This is a genomic window from Candidatus Nitrospira bockiana (assembly GCF_965152565.1).
The window spans coordinates 4,044,221-4,064,224 of sequence record NZ_OZ224215.1 but is presented as its reverse complement, the minus strand read 5'-3'; the positions used below and the strand labels follow the sequence as shown (position 1 = coordinate 4,064,224).

The following is a 20,004-nucleotide window of genomic DNA, read 5'->3' as shown; positions in this document are numbered from 1 at the left end:
AACGGAGATCATGGAACGGATTCCTATTTTAAAGTTGAATGAATTCCTGTTGGTGTCCATTCAGGTGGACATGCACGATCGCCTCGCGATGACGCTCCAGGACGATATCACCGAGATGATCGTGAAGACGCGGGCCCGCGGCGTCATGATCGATATTTCAATGCTCGACGTCGTGGACTCCTTCATCGGCCGGATGCTCGCGACGATCGCGTCGATGGCCCGGGTGCTCGACGCCGAAACCGTCGTGGTCGGCATGCAGCCCGCCGTCGCGATCACGCTGGTCGAGCTGGGCCTCTCGTTGACGGGTGTCCGGACGGCGCTCAACGTGGACAAGGGCATGGAGTTGCTTCGTACGTCGCTCCGCGAGAAGGCAGTGATCCGTGCCGTCGTCGACCGTTGAGACCGTCCGCATCCGCTCCGGCGAAGACATCGTCCGCCTCCGTCAATGGGTCCGCGCGCGGGCGGTCGAGATCGGGTTCGGCCTCGTCGATCAGACCAAGCTCATCACGGCGGCCAGCGAGCTGGCCCGCAATATCGTGGACCACGCCGGCGCCGACGGCGTCGTCTCCATGGAGACCGTGAGCCACCTCGGCCGCCAGGGGCTCCGGCTCGCGTTCGAGGACAAGGGCCCGGGGATCGCCGACATCCCGCAGGCGATGAAGGACGGCTTCACCACGGGGCACGGGCTCGGCCTGGGATTGGGCGGCGCCAAGCGGCTCGTCAACGAATTCGAGATCGTCTCGCGTCCCGGCGAGGGCACCAGAGTGGTGATCACGCGATGGAAATAGCCGAGGTTGCCGTCGCCTTTGAAAGGGTTCCCGTGCCATGAGCCCCGATGTCTTTGCCGGTGGAGCGCGCCAGTCGATGGTCGTCCCGATCACCGAGACGAGCCAGGTGGCGGAGGCCCGCCGGGTGGCGACCGAGGCGGCCCGGCGGCTCGGTTGCGATGCGAGCCAGGCCGAAAAGGTGGCTTTGATCGTCACCGAGGTCGGGACGAACCTGGTCAAGCACGCGGGCGGCGGCGAAGTGCTGCTCGGGACGGTCGGGGCGGAATCGGCCGCGCCGGCCATGCACATTACGGCCGTCGACAAAGGACACGGCATGCGCAACGCCGCCGAATGCCTGCGCGACGGGTATTCGACCAGCGGGAGCGCCGGCACCGGGCTCGGCGCGATCCGACGGCTGTCCGATCGATTCGACCTCTATTCCCAGCCCGAGCGAGGCAGCGTCGTCTGGGCCGAGCTGCGTCCCTACCGAGACGAGCCCGGGAGCGCCGCCATGGAGGTCGGTGCGGTGTGCCGCTCGAAGATCGGCGAAGAGGCCTGCGGCGACGGCTGGGCGGTGCGCCGGCATCAAGGACGGTGGCGGTTCCTGGTGGCGGACGGTCTGGGGCACGGCCTCCACGCCGCGGAGGCGGCCTTGGAAGCGTCCCGGCTGTTCGAGGCGCACCATCTGAAACCCTTGCCCACCGTGCTCGAGACGATTCATCTTGGGTTGAGGGCCACCCGGGGAGCCGCGGTCGCGGTGGCCGATCTCGACGTGGGACGATCGGTCGTGCAGTTCGTCGGGGTCGGGAACATCAGCGCCGTGATCACGAACGGCGAGACCGTCAGGAACCTGGTCTCGCTCAGCGGGACGGCGGGCGTCGAGATCAGGAAGGTCACCGAATTTTCCTATCCCTGGCCGGACGGTGCGGCGTTGATCCTCCACTCCGACGGGCTGGGGACGCATTGGAAGCTGGCGGACTATCCGGGATTGGCACAGCGACACCCGGCCGTCATCGCGGCGACCCTCTACCGGGACTTCAACCGCGGGCGTGATGACGTCACGATCGTGGTCGCTAAACAGGCGGTTCAGTGACGCGATGCCAGGCGCAACCAGGCCATGACCATGCAGCCCCTCCTCACCGTGGCCCTCCATTTCGAGCACGACGTCGTGCTCGCGCGCCAGCGGGCACGGCACCTCGCCGCTCTTCTGGGCTTCGACCACGAAGAGCAGACGCGGATCGCCACCGCCGTCTCCGAAATCGCGCGCAACGCCTTCCAATACGCCAAGCAAGGGAAGGCGGAGTTCTTCATCGAAGGTCGGACGCCGCCGCAGCTCTTTCAGGTCAAGATCAGTGATCGAGGGCCCGGGATCGCCGACCTCACGGAGATCCTCGAGGGCCGGTATCGCTCGGCGACCGGCATGGGGCTCGGGATGACGGGCGCCCGCCGCCTGGTCGATCAGTTTCGCGTCGACACGTCGAGGGCGGGGACCACGGTCTGGCTCGGCAAGCTGCTCCCGAAGAGCGCGATGCCGGTGGCCGGAAAAGGTCTGGCGGATCTCCTCGCTCGCCTGGCCGAGCAGCAGCCCGAGAACCCCTTCGCGGAGCTGCAGCGCCAAAATCAAGAACTGCTGCGCACCTTGGAGGAGCTGCGCCAACGGCAGGAAGAGCTGGTCCAGCTCAACCGTGAGCTGGAGGACACCAATCGCGGGGTCGTGGCCCTGTATGCGGAGCTGGATGAAAAGGCCGACCACCTGCGTCGGGCGGATGAGCTGAAATCCCGCTTCCTCTCCAACATGAGCCATGAGTTCCGCACCCCGCTCAACTCGATCCAGGCCTTGTGCCACATCCTGCTCGATCGCACCGACGGGGACCTCACGGGCGAGCAGGAGCGGCAGGTGAGCTTCATCCAGAAGGCGGCCGGGGAGCTGTTTGAGCTGGTGAACGACCTGCTGGACCTGGCCAAGATCGAAGCGGGGAAGACCATCGTGCGGCCCAGCGAGTTCGAAGTGGCCACGTTGTTCAGCGCCCTGCGCGGGATGTTGCGGCCGCTCCTGGTCAACCCCGAGGTGCAACTCGTCGTGGAGGAGCCCGACGGGCTCCCCGCGCTGGAGACCGACGAGGGGAAGGTCTCCCAGATCCTCCGGAACTTCCTCTCGAACGCGCTCAAGTTCACCCGCAAGGGCGAGGTGCGGCTCTCCGCCGCCCTGTCGGCGGACGGAGCAGCGGTCGTCTTCGCCGTCCAGGACACCGGGATCGGCATCGCGCCCGAGGACCAGGAGCGGATCTTCCAGGAGTTCACCCAGGTCGAGCATCCGATTCAACGCCTGGTGCACGGCACGGGGCTGGGACTCCCGCTGTCCAAGAAGCTGGCCGAGCTCCTCGGTGGAGAGGTCTGGGTGGAGAGTCAGGTCGGAGTGGGCTCCACCTTTTATGCCCGGATTCCCCGGCGCCACACCGAGATGGGGACGACGTCCGAGAAGGTGCCGGAGGCCGACGGAACCCGGGTGCCGATCCTGCTCATCGAGGACGACGCCACGGATGTGCTGGTCTATGAAAAATATCTCAAGCATACCGCCTATCAGCTCTATCCGGTCCGGAATCTGACGGCCGCGCGCCGGGTGCTCGCGACCGTCCGGCCGCGTGCGATCCTACTGGACGTCATGCTGAAGAGCGAGGACACGTGGCTGTTCCTCACCAAGCTGAAAACCGATCCGGTCAGCGCCGACATCCCCGTCCTCGTGATCACCCGGGTCGAAGATGAGCACAAGGCGCTGGCGCTGGGGGCCGACGCCTATTGCATGAAGCCGGTCGACCGGGGATGGCTCCTCGAGCAACTGTCGCTCCGCGCGCCCGTTCCGGCGCGGGACCACGTCCTCGTCATCGACGACGAGGAGTCGAGCCGCTACGTCGTGGCCAGTTTGCTGAAGGGCGGCGGGTACACGGTTCGGGAGGCACCCGCAGGCCGGTATGGGCTGGACATAGCCAAACGGGACCGTCCATCCGCGATCCTCCTCGACCTCGTCCTGCCCGACATGTCGGGGTTCGACGTGTTGGTGGAGTTGAAGCAAGACCCGGCGACCCGCGGGATCCCCGTCACCATCATCACCTCGAAGGTGCTGAGCTCCGACGAGCACCGCCGGTTGGTAGCCCAGGGCGCGGCCGTCCTCACCAAGGACCGCCTCGGGCGGCATCTTCTCGCAACGCTTCGGCACACATGGGGTGCGCCGGCCGTCGGCCGGGACAAGGCATCCTGAGGAGGCTTCCATGGCTTCGCGATCCACGCCCGCCATTCTCGTCGTCGACGACGACGAGGCCAATCGTTACGCCAAGGCGAGAATGCTGCGCCAGGCCGGCTATGTCGTGCTGGAGGCGGCCACGGGAGGAGAGGCGCTGCACCTCGTCGCCGCCGAGCGGCCCGACCTCGTCTGTCTCGACGTCAAATTGCCCGACGTGAACGGGCATGAGGTTTGCCGCCGCATCAAGAGCGACTCGGCCAACCGCATCATGGTCCTGCAGATGTCCGCCTCGTTCATCGGGCAGGAGGACAAGGTCCGGGGGCTGGAAGGGGGCGCCGACGGCTATTTGACCTCGCCGACCCAGCCGGAGGAGTTCCTCGCCACGGTGCGGTCGCTCCTGCGCATCCGTGAGGCCGAGGCTCAGTTGCGCGAAGCGGCACGGCAGTGGCGCGTCACCTTCGATGCGATCCAGGACGGCATCGCGCTGCTCGACGAGCGAGGGGTGGTGCTCCGGTGCAACCGCGCGTGGAGCAAGCTGCTCTCGCAACCGTTCGACGAGATCGTGGGGCGGCCGTGTACGGATTTGCTGCTCTTCGATCCAAGGGCGGGGGCCGAGCAGGGGCTCAAGGACCTGGTGCACGCCGCGAGCCGGCAGGAAACGACGATCACGGTCGGCAACCATTGGTATCGACTCGCGGTGGACCCCGTGATGGAAGAAGGGGTGCGGTGCGGCGCCGTCTGTATCGTGACCGATATCACCGACCGGCGCCGTCAAGACGAAGAGATCCGCAAGCTCAACGCCTCGTTGCAAGAGCGCATCGACGAGCTCCAGCGGTCCCGGCGTGAGTTGCAGGAGAAGATCCTCGATCTGGAGAAGTTCGAGCAGGCCGTCGTCGGCCGCGAGTTGAAGATGATGGAGATGGAAACGGAGATCAAGCGCCTGAAGGCCAAGCTCGCGGAACGGTAGGACCATTCGATCACCGGCCTGCTGTATCGGCCGCCGTTACCGCGCGCGCCTGGAGCTGCCGGTCGTCCTTCGATTGCCCGTCTCGTGCGGAGGCCGGAGTGGAGAAGGGGGTTCTTCGTGCCCACACCTCACGCTGCTGCTCGATGTCACCGCCACCCGTCCCTTCGGTCTCGCGCCCACTAGCGCCGGGAGTCGGACGTGTCCCGTGTTGAAGATCCAGGTCTCTTCCCATATCGGCGGCTGCCGGTCCTGATCGCCGGGCTGCTCGCGGTCGCCGTGCTCGCCGCGGTGTTCCTGCGGCAGTACATGGCCACTTCGCTGCTCGATCGAACCGGGCAGGCCTTGGCGGTCGCCGCGTCCGATATCGCCGAGCGTCTCGATCAGATCCTGTTCGAGCGCTACGGCGATATCCAGATGATGGCCTTGGCGTTTCAGTCCCGTGACCTACCGGGGATGAGGCAATACCTGGATTGGATGATGACGGCCTATCCCTATTACCGGTGGATCGCGGTGGCGGATGTGAACGGCCGGATCGTCGCCGCGACCAAGTCGGAACGGCTGGGACAGGACGCGAGCGGCGCCGCCTGGTTTCAGGAAGGGCGCCACAAAGTCGTGATCTATGACGTCCGACCCTATGACGAAACGGACGGGATCATGGCGGTGGCGTTCGCCGCGCCGATTCGAGATCCTACCGGGCGGCTCAAGGGCGTGGTGACCTCCCGCGTCTGGCTTCCGGTCTTGGAAGACGTCTTTGCGAGGACGCTGCGTGAGGCGCAGCAGGGTGGGCTGCCGAAGCTGGAGTATCTGTTCCTGAGCCGGACGGGCGAGCTGATCGCCGACTCGTTCCTTCGGGAGGAAGGGCGGGTCAACCTGAAGGAGTTGGGGCTGGCATCCGCTCGCGTTGTCACGGAGACCCAAGCGCCGGGGTACGTCGAGGAGCGCCGCCGCCACGACGGGGTGCCGGTGATCACCGGTTACGCCCGGACGCACGGCTATGCCGACTTTCCCGATCCCCAGTGGGCGGTGCTCGTGCGGGTCGACCGCGATGCGGTCTTGGTACCGTTCTCAGTCTTCTTCGCCAAGGTCGGTCTGGTCGGTATGTTGGTCTCGGTGCCGCTCTTCGGTCTGCTGTGGTGGACGACGAGGCGCCTGAAGGCCGAGTGGCACAGGACGCGCGAGAGCGAGCGCTGGCTGTTCACGACGCTCAGCAGCATCGGGGATGCCGTGATCACCACGGACGCCGCCGGCCGCGTCACGTTCATGAATCCGGTCGCCGGGACGCTGACCGGATGGAAGGATCGCGACGCCGAAGGAAGACCGTTGGAGGAGGTGTTTCGGATCGTCAACGAGGCGACGCGGCTGCCGGTGGAAAGTCCGGTCCACAAGGTGTTGCGGGCAGGCATCGTGGTGGGGCTGGCGAATCATACGGTCCTGATCGCCCGCGACGGCTCGGAGCACCCAATCGACGACAGCGGCGCGCCGATCCGCAACGAGCAGGGCGGGATCATCGGAGTCGTGCTCGTCTTCAGGGATGTGTCCGAGCAACGCGCCGCCGAGGAAGCCCTGCGGGAGAGCGAGGAGCGCTTTCGACTCATGGTCGAAAGCGTCCGGGATTACGCGATCTTCATGTTGGATCCGGAGGGCTACGTCACCACGTGGAACGCCGGCGCCGAACGGATCAAGGGCTACCGGACCGACGAGATCGTGGGTCGGCACTTCTCCTGCTTCTATACGCCTGACGATCGCGACGCCGGCCGGCCGCAGCAGAACCTCGCCATGGCGGCCTCGCAGGGACGATACGAGGAGGAGGGCTGGCGGGTCCGAAAGGACGGATCACGGTTTATGGCAGACGCCGTCCTCACCGCCATCCGGGACGGGGCGGGGCGTCTCAAGGGCTTCGTGAAGGTCACCCGTGATGTGACGGAACGCAAAGAAGCCGAGCGAGCGATTCAGGAGTCGCGGGACTTCTACCTGAAGCTGTTCGATGAGTTCCCCGCCCTCGTCTGGCGTGCGGGGGTGGATGGCACATGTAATTACTTCAACCGCGCCTGGTTGGTGTTCACCGGGCGCACCTTGGAGGAAGAGCAGGGAGACGGCTGGGTGGACGGGGTGCATCCCGAGGACGTCGAGCGTTGTACGAAGACGTACCGTGAGGCCTTCGAGGCCCGCACGTCGTTCCGGATGGTGTATCGCCTGCGCCGCCATGACGGGGAGTATCGCGAGGTCGTCGACCACGGGAGCCCGTTCTATGGTCTGGACGGGACCTTCGCCGGCTACGTCGGGTCCTGCTACGACGTCACCGAGCAGCGTCAGGCGGAAGCGCGTCTGCGGGAAAGCGAACGGCAACTGTCCAAGGCCCAGGGACTCGCGCATCTCGGGAGCTGGGCGTGGGACATCAAGACGAACACGGTCCAATGGTCGGAGGAGCTGTACCGGATCTACGGGATCGAGCCCGGCACCGCCATCTCATACGAGCGGGTGCTGGAGGCCGTGCATCCCGCGGATCGCGCCGCCTTCGACGCCCGGGTGCGGGCGGCGCTCGACGACCATCGGCCCTTCGAGTTCTATCACCGGATCCGGCGGCCGGACGGCGCCGAGCGGGTGTTGCATGCGCACGGCGAGGTGTTGCTGGAGGGAGGCCGGGTCGTCGGTATGTTCGGGACGGGGCAGGACGTGACCGAGCTGAAGCAGGCGGAGGCCGCGCTGAAGCAGGCCCATGATGAGCTGGAGCGGCGCGTGGAGGAGCGCACGAAGGAGCTGGCCCGCGTGAACCAGGAGCTGATCGACAAAGTGCAGGACCTGGAAAAGTTCCACGATGTCGTGGTCGGCCGGGAATTGCGCATGATGGAGCTGGAGCAGGAGATCGAGAGGCTCAAGCGACGGCACGCGCCGTGAGCCGGCAACCGGCGGTTCCGGAGCGGGTCGGGAGCTGGACCCATGGACGAACAGCAGGTCGTCAACCCGACACAGTCCCCACGCATCCTCCTCGTCGACGACGATCCGCTTCTGCTCGCCCCGCTCGCCGACATGCTGACCTGGAAACTGCCCGAGGCGGCCGTGGTGACGTGCCTGTCGGCGATGGAGGCCTTGCAGCGCGTCGAGGAGGCGGATGTCGACGTGATCGTCTCCGACATCAAGATGCCGAAGATCGACGGCTTCGAGCTGCTCGAGCGGGTGAAAGCCAGGCATCCCGCGGTCCCGGTTCTCCTGATGTCGGGGCACGGGGACCATGACCTGGCCGTGAAAGCCGTGACCGGCGGAGCCTATGCGTTCATCGTGAAGCCGATCGACCGCGACTATTTCCTCGCCTGGCTCAAACGGGCCATCCGCGAGCGCCGGCTGAACGAGGAGGTCCAGTTCAAGAACCGGGCGCTGGAGCTCTATGCGCGTGATCTCGAGCAGATGGTCGAGGAGCACACGGCGGCGCTGCGTGAGAGCGAGGAGCGCTTCCGCGCGGTGCTCGACCATGCCCCGATGGCGATCTATATCAAAGGGCTCGACGGACGCTACCTGTTCGTGAACCGGGAGGCGGAGTCGATTTGGAGGCAGTTGACCGGCTGTAGCCCGGTCGGGAAAACCGACGCCGATCTCTTGCCGCCGGAAACGGCGCGAATGGTCGAGGCCAACGATCGCGCGGCCGTCAGGGCGAGAGCGGCCATCAGGGTGGAGGAGTCGGTCGGCGCCGCGCCGGCCCGCACCTATTTCAGCGTCAAGTTCCCCTTGCTCAAGAAGGACGGGACCGTCTATGCCGTCTGCGGAATCTCACACGAAGTGACGCAGTGACGGATACGAGGGCAGTGCAAGCCCGAGCTCACTTCTTTGTCATGGCAGGTATACTCCCATCACTCATCACTCATCACTCATCACTCATCACTCATCACTCATCACTCAGCCCTCAGCCGATCACTCCCAGCTCCCGCCCGACCCGTGCAAAGGCCTCCACCGCCCGCTCCAACTGGTCGCGGGTGTGCGCGGCCGACATCTGGGTCCGAATGCGGGCCTGACCTTTGGGGACGACCGGATAGCTGAACCCTACGACGTAGATGCCCTCCTGTAACAGCCGGTCGGCCATGCGGGTCGCGAGCGCGGCGTCCCCCAAGAGAACGGGAATGATCGGATGGTCGCCGGGGACGAGGGTAAAGCCGAGGCCGGTGAGCGCCGCGCGAAAGAACTCCGCATTCCGGCGCAAGGTCGCGCGCAGGTCGTCTCCCTCGGCGACGAGCCCGACCGCCCGCCGAGCCGCGGCGGCAATGACCGGGGGAAGCGAGTTCGAAAACAGGTACGGGCGCGAGCGCTGCCGCAACAGCTCGATGATCTCCTTCCGGCCCGAGGTAAACCCGCCCGAAGCCCCGCCCAGCGTCTTCCCCAACGTGCTGGTCACGAGATCGATGCGGCCCGCCACCCCGTAGTGGTCGGGCGTTCCGCGGCCGCCCCGACCCAACACCCCGGTCGCGTGGCTGTCGTCCACGACGATCGCGGCATCGTACCGGTCCGCCAGGTCCGCCATGCGGTCCAGCTTGGCCAGGTCTCCGTCCATGGAAAAGACGCCGTCGGTGGCGATCAGCCGTAGCCGCGCCCCCTGCGCCTTCTTGAGCGCGGTCTCGAGGTCCGCCATGTCGGAGTGGGCATAGCGATAGCGTGTCGCCTTGCAGAGACGGATCCCGTCGATCACGCTCGCATGGTTGAGCGCGTCGCTGATGACGGCGTCGCGGTCGTCGAGCAAGGTCTCGAACAGGCCCGTGTTGGCATCGAAGCACGAGCTGTAGAGGATCGTGTCCTCGGTGCCGAGGAACGACGAGATGTCGCGTTCCAACTCCTTGTGCAGGTCCTGGGTGCCGCAAATGAATCGGACCGAAGCCATCCCGTAGCCGTGGTCACGGAGGCCCGCAATGGCGGCCTCGACGACAGCCGGGTGGTTCGCCAGGCCGAGATAGTTGTTCGCACAGAGGTTGAGGACGGGTCCTTGCGAGACGCGGACCGACGCCCCCTGGGGACCGAGGAGCAACCGTTCCGTCTTGTAGAGCCCCGCCTCGCGGATCTCGGCGAGCTGCCTGGTTACGGCTTCTTTCAGTGACTCATAGGCCATGCGGACCGTCTCGCTGGTGGTTGGTCCCCTCGGAGGAACCCGCGGCATCGTGCCGGGTCGAGGTCCTGGAATTGTGTCAAAAGCGAGTGGCGCATGCAACGCTCCCGAGAGCCGTCGGCTTCTGACGAACGTCTCGGCAGGTGACGACCAATCGGCATGGCCTGCCGTCACGAGGCCGTCACTCCGACGGGACGCCGGGACCCGGCCGGAAGAAATCCCTTGCTGCCGTGTCACTTCGGACGTTTTCTCCGGCTGGGTCCCGCGGGAATGGTCCTTGCCCTGTCTACCGGCGACCCGGACTTCCTCGAAGGTCCGGAAGGAGGCGCAATGAAACAACAAGGACGATGGAGCGTGCTGCTGGTGCTGATGGCGGTGTTGACGGCGGGAGGCGGTGCCGCGGACGCGAGCGCAGACGCCGCTCGACCGGGCCCCGTGCGTGTCTACGGCACGATCTGGAAGGTGCAGGGGAGTCTGGCATCCGTGAAGACGGCGCAGGGGGAATTGACGTTTTCCTCCGGGCTCGACGGGCTCCGGGTGGGCGAGGAAGTGGAAGTCCTGGTGACCGACCAGGCGGTGATCGAGGTGACGCCGCTCGGCCGAGGCACGACGGCGCCCGCGCCGGCCTCCTTGTTGTCGGGCGCCGCGCTTCTGCTCCAGCAGAGTGAGACCAGCCGGGAGCCGGGCTTGACCTTCTGAGGCCGGCTCGTCCATGCGCGGGCCTGGCCATACTGGAACTGTGCCGGAATTTCTCGTCTTGCAGCAACGGCAGGATCGGCATAGGGTTGTAGACAGCAGTCGATCGGAAGCCGACGAGAGGATCATGATGCCGTTCAGCACGGGTGCCATGAGAGGCCTTGCGATGCTCCTTGCCTCCTTGCTCGTGGCCGGCGCAATGGGATGCAAGCGCGAAGCGGCGTCCACGGGGGCCCCGCCGCCGCCTCAAGTCCAAGTCGTGACCGTCGCCCCGCAGACGGTCCCTGACGAGCCGGAGTTCATCGGGCAGGCCGAGGCGTCCCGGATCGTCGAGATCCGCTCCCAAGTGACGGGCATCATCAAGCAGCGGTTTTTCCGCGAAGGCGGCGACGTCAAGAAGGGCGACCGGCTGTACCAGATCGATCCCGTCCCCTTCAAGGCGGCGTACTTGAGCGCCAAGGCGAAGGTGTCGCAGGCGGAAGCGCGGCTGGTGCAGGCCAAGCAGGACCTCGCGCGCGTGAAGCCGCTCTTGGCCGAGCAGGCGGTGAGCCAAAAGGACGTCGATGACGCGGTGGCCGAAGAGCTGGCCGCCAAGGCGGGGCTCGAAGGGGCGAAGGGGGAATTGGTGAAGGCCAAGTTCGACCTGGACAACACGCTGATCACGGCCCCGATCGACGGCCTCATCGAGCGGACCCGGTATTACGAGGGCCGCTTAGTCACGGCCCAAACCGACCTGCTCACGGTGATTCACCAGGTCGATCCCATGTACGTGATCGTGAGCGCCCCGGAGAGCTTTCTGCTGAAGCGCCGGCGGGACATCATCGCCAAGCGCATCGAGCACCCCGGCCTCTACCAGTTGACCGGGAAGATCCGATTCGTCGACGGCACGACCTATCCCCACGAAGGGGTGCTCGATTTCGCCGACGTCGGCCTCCGGACGGAAACCGGGTCCCGCCAGGCCCGCGTGGTCTTTCCCAACCCCGATCGCGTGCTCCTGCCGGGACAGTTCGTGACCGTCCGGTTCCACGGCGTCTCGAAGCCCAACGTCATCCTGGTCCCGCAGCGGGCTGTCCAGCAGGGACCCAACGGGCCGGTGGTCTACGTGGTCGGCCAGGGGGACACGGTCGAGGTCCGGGACGTGAAGGCGACGAACTGGCAGGCCGACCAGTGGTTGATCGAAGAGGGCTTGAAGGCCGGGGAACAGGTGATGATCGACGGCTTCCAACGGGTGATGCCCGGTACGCAAGTCAAGCCGGTGCCCGTCGCCATGGCGCCGAACGTGGAGCCGGGAACGGGGGCGACCCAAGGGGCGGAGTCGGCACGATGAGCCCGCTGTTCTTCATCGACCGGCCGATCTTCGCGTCGGTCCTCTCGATCGTGATCGTCGTCGTCGGTCTCGCCGCGATGCAGGCGCTGCCCGTCGCGCAGTTTCCCGAAATCACGCCTCCCGTCGTCCAGATCGATGCCGACTATCCGGGCGCCAGCGCCGAGGTCGTGGCCGAATCGGTCGCGCGGCCCATCGAAGTGCAACTGCCGGGCATCGACAACCTCCTGTACTACGACAGCACGAGCACGAACGACGGGCACATGACGATCCGCCTGACGTTCGAAATCGGCACGGACGTCGACATCGCGACCGTCCAGACCCAGAACCGGGAGAAGCTGGCGGAGCCTCAACTGCCGCCCGAGGTGATCCGCCGGGGCATCTCGATCAAGAAGGTCTCGCCGGACCTGCTGGCGGTGCTGACGCTCGAGTCGGACGACCCGCGCTACGACGCCCTGTTCATCTCGAACTACGCGATCCTGCGGATCCTGGACAATATCAAGCGGCTGCCCGGCGTGGGCGACGCCACCGTGTTCGGCGCGCAGAACTACAGCATGCGGGTGATCCTCGATCCGGTGCGGATGGCGCAATTGAGCCTGACGCCGACCGACATCGTCGACGTCATCCGCGAGCAGAACCGGGACTTCCCGGCCGGCATCGTCGGGCGCGAGCCGGCGCCCAAAGGCACCGAGTTGACGATCCCCGTGATCACGCGGGGCCGGCTGACCGAGGTCAAGGAATTCGAGGAGCTGATCGTGCGCGCGCTCCCGAACGGGTCGATGGTGCGGCTGCGCGACGTCGCGCGGGTCGAGCTGGGGGCGCAGTCCTATGATCTGGAAGGGCGCTTCAAAGGCAAGCCGACCACCTTCCTCCTGACCTTCCTCGCCCCCGGCGGCAATGCGCTCGAGACCGTCAAGGGCATCCGGGCCGAGATGGACCGCCTGTCGCGCGGCTTTCCGCCGGGGATGCGCTACGACGTGCCCTACGACACGACCCGGTTCATCGAGGTGTCGATCACGGAGGTGGTCAAGACCCTGGCCGAAGCGCTCGTGCTCGTCATCCTGGTCGTGTACCTCTTCCTCCAGAGCTGGCGCGCCACGGTGATCCCGGCGGTCGCCGTGCCCGTCTCGCTGATCGGCGCCTTTGCCGGGATGCAGGCGCTGGGCTTTTCCATCAACACGCTGACCTTGTTCGGCATGGTGCTCGCGATCGGCATCGTGGTCGACGACGCGATCGTTGTGGTGGAGAACGTCGAGCGCCACATCGCGAACGGACTTTCGCCCAAGGACGCCGCGAAGCGAGCGATGCAGGAGGTGACGGGCCCGGTCATCGCCATCGTGCTGGTCTTGGGCGCCGTCTTCGTCCCCGTCGGGTTCCTCGCCGGGATCACCGGCCAACTGTACAAGCAGTTCGCGATCACGATCGCGATCTCGGTGACGATCTCGGGCGTCGTCGCGCTGACCCTGAGCCCGGCCCTCTGCGCGCTGCTGCTGAAACCCGGCCACGACTCCCGAGGCGGCCTGTTCCGTCTGTTCAACCGGATCTTCGACTCCTCGCAGCGCCGCTATACGAACATGGTCCGCCGCGTCGTCCGTCACGCGGCGCTGTCGCTGGCCGTGTTCGGGGTCGTCGTGCTCCTGTCGCTCGTCCTGTTCCGGGTCCTTCCCGGGAGCTTCCTGCCGGAGGAGGATCAAGGCTACTTCATCACGGTCGTGCAACTGCCCGACGGAGCCTCGAAGGAACGGACGGCCTCCGTCGTGAGCAAGCTGGAGCAGTACTATCTGTCGGTGCCGGCGATCCACAGCACGGACGCGCTCGTGGGGCAGAACTTCGTGTTCAGCACCCGCGGCTCGAACACCGCGACGATGTTCACGCCGCTCCACCTCTGGGACCAACGGACCGGTCCCGGGGAGCACGTGAAGGCGCTGATCGGCGCCGCGTACCAGCAGTTCGCCCGGATTCCGGAGGCCTTGATCCTCGCGTTCAACGCGCCGTCGATCCGGGGCCTCGGGGCCACCGGCGGGTTTTCACTGCAGCTCCAGGACCCCACCGGCGGGGACTTCAAGACGTTCGCGGCCGTCGCGCAGGACTATGTGTCGCGGGCCAGGCAAGACCCGGCGATCGGGGCGATCGGCACGAGCTTTCGGGTCGGCTCCCCGCGGCTCTACGCGCACGTGAACCGCGAGCGGGCCAAGGCGCTCGGGGTCCCGATCTCGGAGATCTTCGATACGCTGCAAGCCTTCTGGGGCAACTTCTATGTGAACGACTTCGTCAAGTTCGGCCGGGTCTATCGCGTGCAGACGGAGGCCGAGGCGCAGTATCGGTCGAGCCCGGAGGACCTCTCGAAAATCTACGTCCGGGCGCAAAGCCTCTCGGCGAACGGCCAGGGCCCGGCGATGATCCCGCTCGACACCGTCGTCGACCTCGAGTACACGAGCGGTCCCGATCCGGTCACCCACTTCAACGGCTTCAACACCGCCCTCGTCCTCGGCGCCGCGGCTCCAGGATACAGCTCCGGGCAGGCGCTCGAGGCGCTGGAGCGGGTGGGGCAGGAGGTCCTGCGGCCCAAGGGGTACGACCTCGACTGGAGCGGGATTTCCTATCAGGAGCGCAAGGCCGGAGGCCAATCGGTGATCGCGTTCGGGTTCGGCCTGCTGATGGTCTTTCTCGTGCTCGCCGCCCAATACGAGAGCTGGACGGTGCCGTTCGCCGTGATCCTCGCGGTGCCCTTCGGGGTCTTCGGGGCGCTGTCGGCCGTGTGGCTCCGCGGGATGACCAACGACATCTACTTCCAGATCGGGTTGGTCACCCTGATCGGGCTCTCGGCCAAGAACGCGATCCTGATCGTGGAGTTTGCGAGCCGCCGCTATGAGCAGGGGCTGCCGTTCGCCGATGCGGCGATCGAGGCGGCGCGGCTTCGCTTCCGGCCGATCGTGATGACGTCGATGGCGTTCATTCTCGGGGTCGCGCCCTTGGTCGTCGCGACGGGGGCCGGCGCCGCCGGCCGCCATTCCATCGGCACCGGGGTGCTCGGCGGCATGCTGGCGGCCACGTTCCTGGCCATCTTTTTCGTCCCGCTCTTCTTCGTGTTGATCCGTAGGCTTACGCAACAGCTCGCCGGCCGCCCGGTATCCCGTCCGGCGGTCCCGGCCGTTCCCTTGCAGTCGGAGGGCCGACCATGAAGCATGCAATCGTCCTGGCGTTCGTCTCGTCGCTCCTTGCGGCCTGCGCGATGGGCCCCGATTACCGGCCCCCGTCCGTCGACACGCCCGACGCGTTCCGCATGGCCGGCGGGCAGGAGGTGGAGTCGATCGCGAACCTCCCCTGGTGGGAGCTGCTCCGCGACGAGGAGCTGCAAAAGCTGATTCGGATCTCGCTCGAGGAGAACAAGGACCTCAAGCGGGCGGTCGCGACGATCGAGGAGTTCGAGGCGCGCCTGCTCGTGACGCGCATGGATTTTGCGCCGCAGATGTCGGCTCAGGCGAACGCGCCGGCGTTCGGCCGGATGACCAATTTCCTGTTCCCGGGGTTCCCCAACCCGTTCAACTACTACGTCCAAGGCAATCTGTCGTGGGAATTGGACATCTGGGGGCGCATCCGGCGCGCGAACGAAGCGGCCCGGGCCGATCTCTTCGGGCAGGAGTGGAACCGCCGGGCCGTCGTCCTCCAGCTCGTCAGCGGGGTCGCGCAGGCCTACTTCGATCTGCTCCAGTTCGACATGCAGTTGGACATCGCCAAGCGAACGCTGCAATCCTGGGAAGAATCCGTCCGCATCGCCCAAGCCCGGCTGCGCCAGGGCGTGATCTCGAAGCTCGACGCCGATCAGTTCGAGGCCGAGCGCGCGAACGCCGCGGCCCGCGCGGCCGAGCTCGAGCGGCAGATGGTTCAGAAGGAAAACGAGCTGAGCGTGCTGCTGGGCCGTCCCCCGCGCTCCATCCCGAGGGGCCGGTCGCTCACCGAGCAGGTGCTGCCGCCCGACGTGCCGGCCGGGCTGCCGTCGGACTTGCTCCAACGACGCCCGGACATCGTCCAGGCCGAGCAGGACCTGCATGCCGCCACCGCCCGGATCGGCATGGCCAAGGCCGATCGGTTCCCGCGACTCTCGCTCACGGGCCTGCTCGGGGTGGCGAATCCCTCGTTGACCAAGCTGCTCCAGGCGAGCGGGAGGGAGGATGGGATTTTCGGGGTCGCCGGGGGACAGCTCGCCGGCCCCTTGTTCAATGCGCAGATCCTGGGCTTTCAGCAACGGGCGGTCGAGGCCCAGGCGAGACAAGCGATTGCGGCGTATGAGCAGCGGGTCTTGACCGCGTTCAAGGAAGTCGAAGATGCGTTGGTGGCGGTGAGCACCACCCGCAGTCAGCGCCAGGCGCAGGCGCAGCAGGTCGAGGCCCTTCGATCGGCCTTGCGGCTCGCCAATCTCCGGTACAAGGGCGGGCTGGCGAACTACCTGGACGTCCTGATCGCGCAGCGCAACTTATTCGAGGCCGAGCTCTCGCTGACCGGCACCCACCGGCTCCATCTCGTCTCGATCGTGCAGCTCTACAAAGCGCTCGGCGGCGGCTGGGGGGCGTCGGGAGAGAAGGGCGCGTGAGGAGTGCAGAGTGATGAGTGCAGAGTGATGAATGGAGGAGGGTGAGGAGTGCAGAGTGATGAGTGCAGAGTGATGAATGGAGGAGGGTGAGGAGTGCAGAGTGATGAGTGCAGAGTGATGAATGGAGGAGCGTGAGGCATGCAGAGTGATGAATGATGAATGGAGGAGTGACGAGCCCCGAACAATCACTTTCTTCGCGAAGAATCACTTTCTTAATTCATCGTTCATCACTCATCACTCATCATTATTTACGGTATGAGCACCACCTTCCCGCACCGGCCGCTCGTGATCAGGTCGAAGCCGTGCTTGAACTCCGCCAGCGGGAAGGTATGGGTGACGACCGGGCGGATGTCGAGCCCCGCCTTGAAGAGCCCGGAGAGGCGATACCACGTGTCGAAGAGCCGCCGGCCGGTGACGCCGTAGACACGGATGCCCTTGAAGATGATTTCGTTCGGGAGGTCGAAGCAGACCGGCCCGGTCGGAATGCCGAAGAGGGTCACGCGGCCGCCGTTCTTGACCGCGCGAAAGGCGACGTGGAGCGCGGTCGGATCGCCGGACATCTCCAACGCCGCATCGACGCCTTCCCCCGCAGTGATCTCACGGATGGCCGCCGCGATCGACTCGGGCGACTCCGTCTTGGCGTTCAGCACGTGATCCGCCCGCATCTGCTTGGCGAGCCCCAGCCGGTATTCGCTCACGTCCGAGGCGATGATCACCGAGGCTCCCGCCGTCCGAGCGACGGCCGAAGCGAACAGCCCGGTGGGACCGCAGCCGCTGATGAAGACCGACCGGCCGGCCACGTCCTCGGCGAGCGCGGCGTAGACCGCGTTGCCGAGCGGCTCCTGCAGGCACGCCAGCTCCGGAGGGATCTCCCGGGCCGTTTTCCAGAGGACCCGCTCCGGCAGCGCGACGTACTCGGCATACGACCCGTCGAGATCGACGCCGAGGATGCGATAGTTCCGACACACGTGCGCCTGTCCCGTCCGGCACTGAAAGCACACCCCGCACGTCAGATGGGATTCGGCGGCCACATAGTCCCCCACGGCCACCGTCGTCACGCCGGGGCCCAGTTCGGCGACCTCGCCGCAGAGCTCGTGGCCGAGGATGCGCGGCGGCCGGATCCGCCCTTGCGCCCATTCGTCCCAGCGGTAGATGTGCGCGTCGGTGCCGCACAACGACGTCGCCTTCACGCGGACCAGCACCTCTCCCTCGCCCGGGCGGGGATCGGGCATCTGCTGGAGCACCAGGCCGGGTTCCGGTCTGGCTTTGACGACGGCGCGCATACGCAAATTATCGCACAAGGCGGTGGAAAAAACTCAGCCGGCGGCCGGTCCGGGGTGATGTAACGTTGTGTGTGTAAAAGAAGAAGGGTGTAAGCTGGGTCGCTGTCCAGGCAAACCCATTCTCCAACAACGGAGGGCTTACACCCATGAGCACGCTAGCACCGTGGACCGAGCAGTTTCAACATTTCATGAGCGACGTCCGCGAGCAGTTCTGGGGCGATCTGCATCGCCACACCCGGGAGGTGTGGCAACGCAGCCTGGAGCGACTCTCGGTCGAGGCGCGGGATCGGTATCTGGGGGTGCGGGAGTATGAGCGGGACGCGAGCCGGCCGGATTATCGCAACGGCTTCTATGAACGAGAGGTCGTGACGGTGTTCGGGACGCTCCGCGTCCGCGTGGCCCGGACGCGGCGACAGGCGTTCCTGCCGCGGGGGCTCCAGCGCCTGCAGCGGCGTGCGCCGGAGGTGACCCTGCTCATCCGCGAAGCGTTCTTACGCGGGATCAGCACGCGGCCCGCGGGGCGCCTCATCGCGTTGCTCACGGAGGAGCCGGTCAGTGCCCAAACGGTCTCGCGCCTCAGTCGGGCGTTGGACCACGCCGTGGCCCAGTTTCATCAGGCGCCCCTGACCGACGACTGGCGCTATCTGTTTCTGGACGGGGTGAGCCTGCGCGTCCGACGCCCCAGCGGCCGCAAGCGCGTCCAGCTGTTAGTCGCCTACGGCATCCGGGCCGATGGGACCCGGCAGTTGCTGGCGTTTACCCGGAGCCGGGGCGAGAGCCAAGCAGCGTGGGAGGGCTTATTGCAGGATCTCTACCGGCGCGGCCTGGAGGGCCGGCACCTGCAACTCGTCGTGACGGATGGCTGTCCGGGGTTAGCGGCCGCCGTGCAGACCGTCTACCCCAGGGTCCCGCATCAGCGGTGTTGGGTGCATAAGCTGCGCAACGTACTCGGGCGTGTCCGGCGCCGGGATCATGCGGCCGTCAAGGCCGCCGTGCAGGCGATCTATCAGGCCCCCAATCGGCGGGAGGCGGAGGCCGCCGCCCGCACGTTCGCTCGGCACTGGCAGGCCGCGTATCCGACCGTGGTCGCGCGGGTGCTGGCGGATCTGCCCGAGTTGTTGGCGTTCTTCAGTTGTCCTCCGCGACTGCGGCGCAAGCTGCGCACCACCAATGCCATCGAACGCTGCTTCGTGGAAGTGCGTCGGCGGACGCGCCCGATGGTCTGCTTTGTCAATGTCCAGAGTGTGGAGCGGATTATTTACTCGATCTTCAACCGGTTTAATTTGCAGTGGCGTCAACACACCCTTCAGGAATTTACACAAGCGGCTTGACATCACCCCGGTCCGGCGGTCCCTTGACGGAAGCAGAGAAAATCAGTAGCTTCCCCCGCCTGGTGGGCTGGATCGAACGTGAGCCGTGAGGAGGGGATGATGGCGCTGATTCGGATCTTCGTGGTCTTGTTCGCTGCCTGGGTGACGCTCACGACCGGGGAAACGGTGCGGGCCGAGATCGCTCGCTACGTCGTGGACCCCGATCACTCGACGCTCGGGTTCAGCATCGATCATATGGTCGTGTCGAAGACGCGGGGGCAATTCCTGGACTACACCGGCTTCATCGACATGGACCCCGACGCCAAGGTCGTCAAGACGATCGAGGCGACGATCAAGACGGCCTCGATCAACACCAACCATCAGAAACGCGATACACACCTCAAGAGCCCCGACTTCTTCGACGTGGAGAAGTACCCGACGATGACCTACACGCTCAAGAGCTATCAAAAAACCGGCGACCGCTACACGGCGATCGGCGACCTGACCCTTCACGGCGTCACGAAGGAAATCACCCTGGTGGGCGACTTCAACGGGGTGAGCAAGGACCCCTGGGGCAACGTCCGCGCCGGGTTCACCGCGGAAGGCACGATCAACCGCAAGGATTTCGGCATCAATTGGAACAAGACGCTCGACAACGGCGGCTTGATCGTCGGGGACGAGGTCCTGATCAAGCTCGACATCGAATGCATCAAGGCGAAGTGAGGGGGCGTGACCAGGGCGTCCC

The 20,004-nt window shown here is 66.1% G+C and carries 15 protein-coding genes; 13 read left to right on the top strand and 2 right to left on the bottom strand.

The window, feature by feature from the left end; translation table 11 throughout:
- Nucleotides 1-10: 10 nt before the first annotated feature.
- The 7 genes from ACWHYV_RS19955 to ACWHYV_RS19925 all read left to right on the top strand — a co-directional run bounded on the left by ACWHYV_RS19955 (nucleotide 11) and on the right by ACWHYV_RS19925 (nucleotide 8,755).
- Nucleotides 11-400 carry an STAS domain-containing protein gene (locus ACWHYV_RS19955; RefSeq protein ID WP_447978242.1) on the top strand — a complete coding sequence of 130 codons (390 nt, stop codon included), beginning with the start codon at nucleotides 11-13 and terminating at the stop codon, nucleotides 398-400.
- Complete coding sequence (locus tag ACWHYV_RS19950) at nucleotides 381-788, top strand: anti-sigma regulatory factor (protein WP_447978241.1); 408 nt, start codon at nucleotides 381-383, stop codon at nucleotides 786-788. The genes ACWHYV_RS19955 and ACWHYV_RS19950 overlap by 20 nt, the downstream gene beginning before the upstream one ends.
- 37 nt (nucleotides 789-825) lie before the next feature.
- Nucleotides 826-1,860, top strand: coding sequence for an ATP-binding protein (locus ACWHYV_RS19945; RefSeq protein WP_447978240.1), 1,035 nt, complete (start codon nucleotides 826-828; stop codon nucleotides 1,858-1,860).
- A gap of 24 nt (nucleotides 1,861-1,884) precedes the next feature.
- Complete coding sequence (locus ACWHYV_RS19940) at nucleotides 1,885-4,023, top strand: ATP-binding protein (RefSeq protein ID WP_447978239.1); 2,139 nt, start codon at nucleotides 1,885-1,887, stop codon at nucleotides 4,021-4,023.
- A 10-nt stretch (nucleotides 4,024-4,033) separates the two neighbouring features.
- Entirely contained in the window at nucleotides 4,034-4,972 is a 939-nt protein-coding gene (locus ACWHYV_RS19935) for a response regulator (protein WP_447978238.1), read from the top strand.
- 198 nt (nucleotides 4,973-5,170) lie between these two features.
- On the top strand, nucleotides 5,171-7,867 hold the full coding sequence (locus ACWHYV_RS19930; protein WP_447978237.1) for a PAS domain S-box protein: 2,697 nt from the start codon (nucleotides 5,171-5,173) through the stop codon (nucleotides 7,865-7,867).
- 42 nt (nucleotides 7,868-7,909) lie between these two features.
- A complete protein-coding gene (locus tag ACWHYV_RS19925) occupies nucleotides 7,910-8,755 on the top strand; it encodes a response regulator (protein WP_447978236.1) in 846 nt (281 codons plus the stop codon).
- 112 nt (nucleotides 8,756-8,867) lie between these two features.
- On the opposite strand, the gene ACWHYV_RS19920 is transcribed toward ACWHYV_RS19925, so the two are convergent.
- Complete coding sequence (locus ACWHYV_RS19920; protein WP_447978235.1) at nucleotides 8,868-10,058, bottom strand: glycine C-acetyltransferase; 1,191 nt, start codon at nucleotides 10,056-10,058, stop codon at nucleotides 8,868-8,870.
- Between the two features lie 327 nt (nucleotides 10,059-10,385).
- Between ACWHYV_RS19920 and ACWHYV_RS19915 the strand changes: the two genes are divergently transcribed.
- The 4 genes from ACWHYV_RS19915 to ACWHYV_RS19900 all read left to right on the top strand — a co-directional run bounded on the left by ACWHYV_RS19915 (nucleotide 10,386) and on the right by ACWHYV_RS19900 (nucleotide 16,666).
- Entirely contained in the window at nucleotides 10,386-10,754 is a 369-nt protein-coding gene (locus tag ACWHYV_RS19915; RefSeq protein WP_447978234.1) for a hypothetical protein, read from the top strand.
- Nucleotides 10,755-10,878: 124 nt separating this feature from the next.
- Nucleotides 10,879-12,078, top strand: a complete 1,200-nt coding sequence (locus ACWHYV_RS19910) for an efflux RND transporter periplasmic adaptor subunit (protein WP_447978233.1) — start codon at nucleotides 10,879-10,881, stop codon at nucleotides 12,076-12,078.
- Nucleotides 12,075-15,257, top strand: a complete 3,183-nt coding sequence (locus ACWHYV_RS19905) for a multidrug efflux RND transporter permease subunit (protein WP_447978232.1) — start codon at nucleotides 12,075-12,077, stop codon at nucleotides 15,255-15,257. Before ACWHYV_RS19910 ends, ACWHYV_RS19905 begins: the two co-directional genes overlap by 4 nt.
- Nucleotides 15,254-16,666: an efflux transporter outer membrane subunit gene (locus tag ACWHYV_RS19900; protein ID WP_447978231.1), complete on the top strand. Its 1,413-nt coding sequence runs from the start codon at nucleotides 15,254-15,256 to the stop codon at nucleotides 16,664-16,666. The genes ACWHYV_RS19905 and ACWHYV_RS19900 overlap by 4 nt, the downstream gene beginning before the upstream one ends.
- A gap of 248 nt (nucleotides 16,667-16,914) precedes the next feature.
- Here ACWHYV_RS19900 and tdh read toward each other — a convergent pair whose 3' ends face one another.
- Nucleotides 16,915-17,949, bottom strand: coding sequence for an L-threonine 3-dehydrogenase (gene tdh, locus ACWHYV_RS19895; RefSeq protein ID WP_447978230.1), 1,035 nt, complete (start codon nucleotides 17,947-17,949; stop codon nucleotides 16,915-16,917).
- Between the two features lie 146 nt (nucleotides 17,950-18,095).
- Here tdh and ACWHYV_RS19890 point away from each other — a divergent pair, with 146 nt between their 5' ends.
- On the top strand, nucleotides 18,096-19,280 hold the full coding sequence (locus ACWHYV_RS19890) for an IS256 family transposase (RefSeq protein ID WP_447977236.1): 1,185 nt from the start codon (nucleotides 18,096-18,098) through the stop codon (nucleotides 19,278-19,280).
- 96 nt (nucleotides 19,281-19,376) lie between these two features.
- The gene (locus ACWHYV_RS19885; RefSeq protein WP_447978229.1) at nucleotides 19,377-19,982 is read left to right on the top strand and encodes a YceI family protein; all 606 of its coding nucleotides are present in this window, start codon (nucleotides 19,377-19,379) and stop codon (nucleotides 19,980-19,982) included.
- Nucleotides 19,983-20,004: the final 22 nt, after the last annotated feature.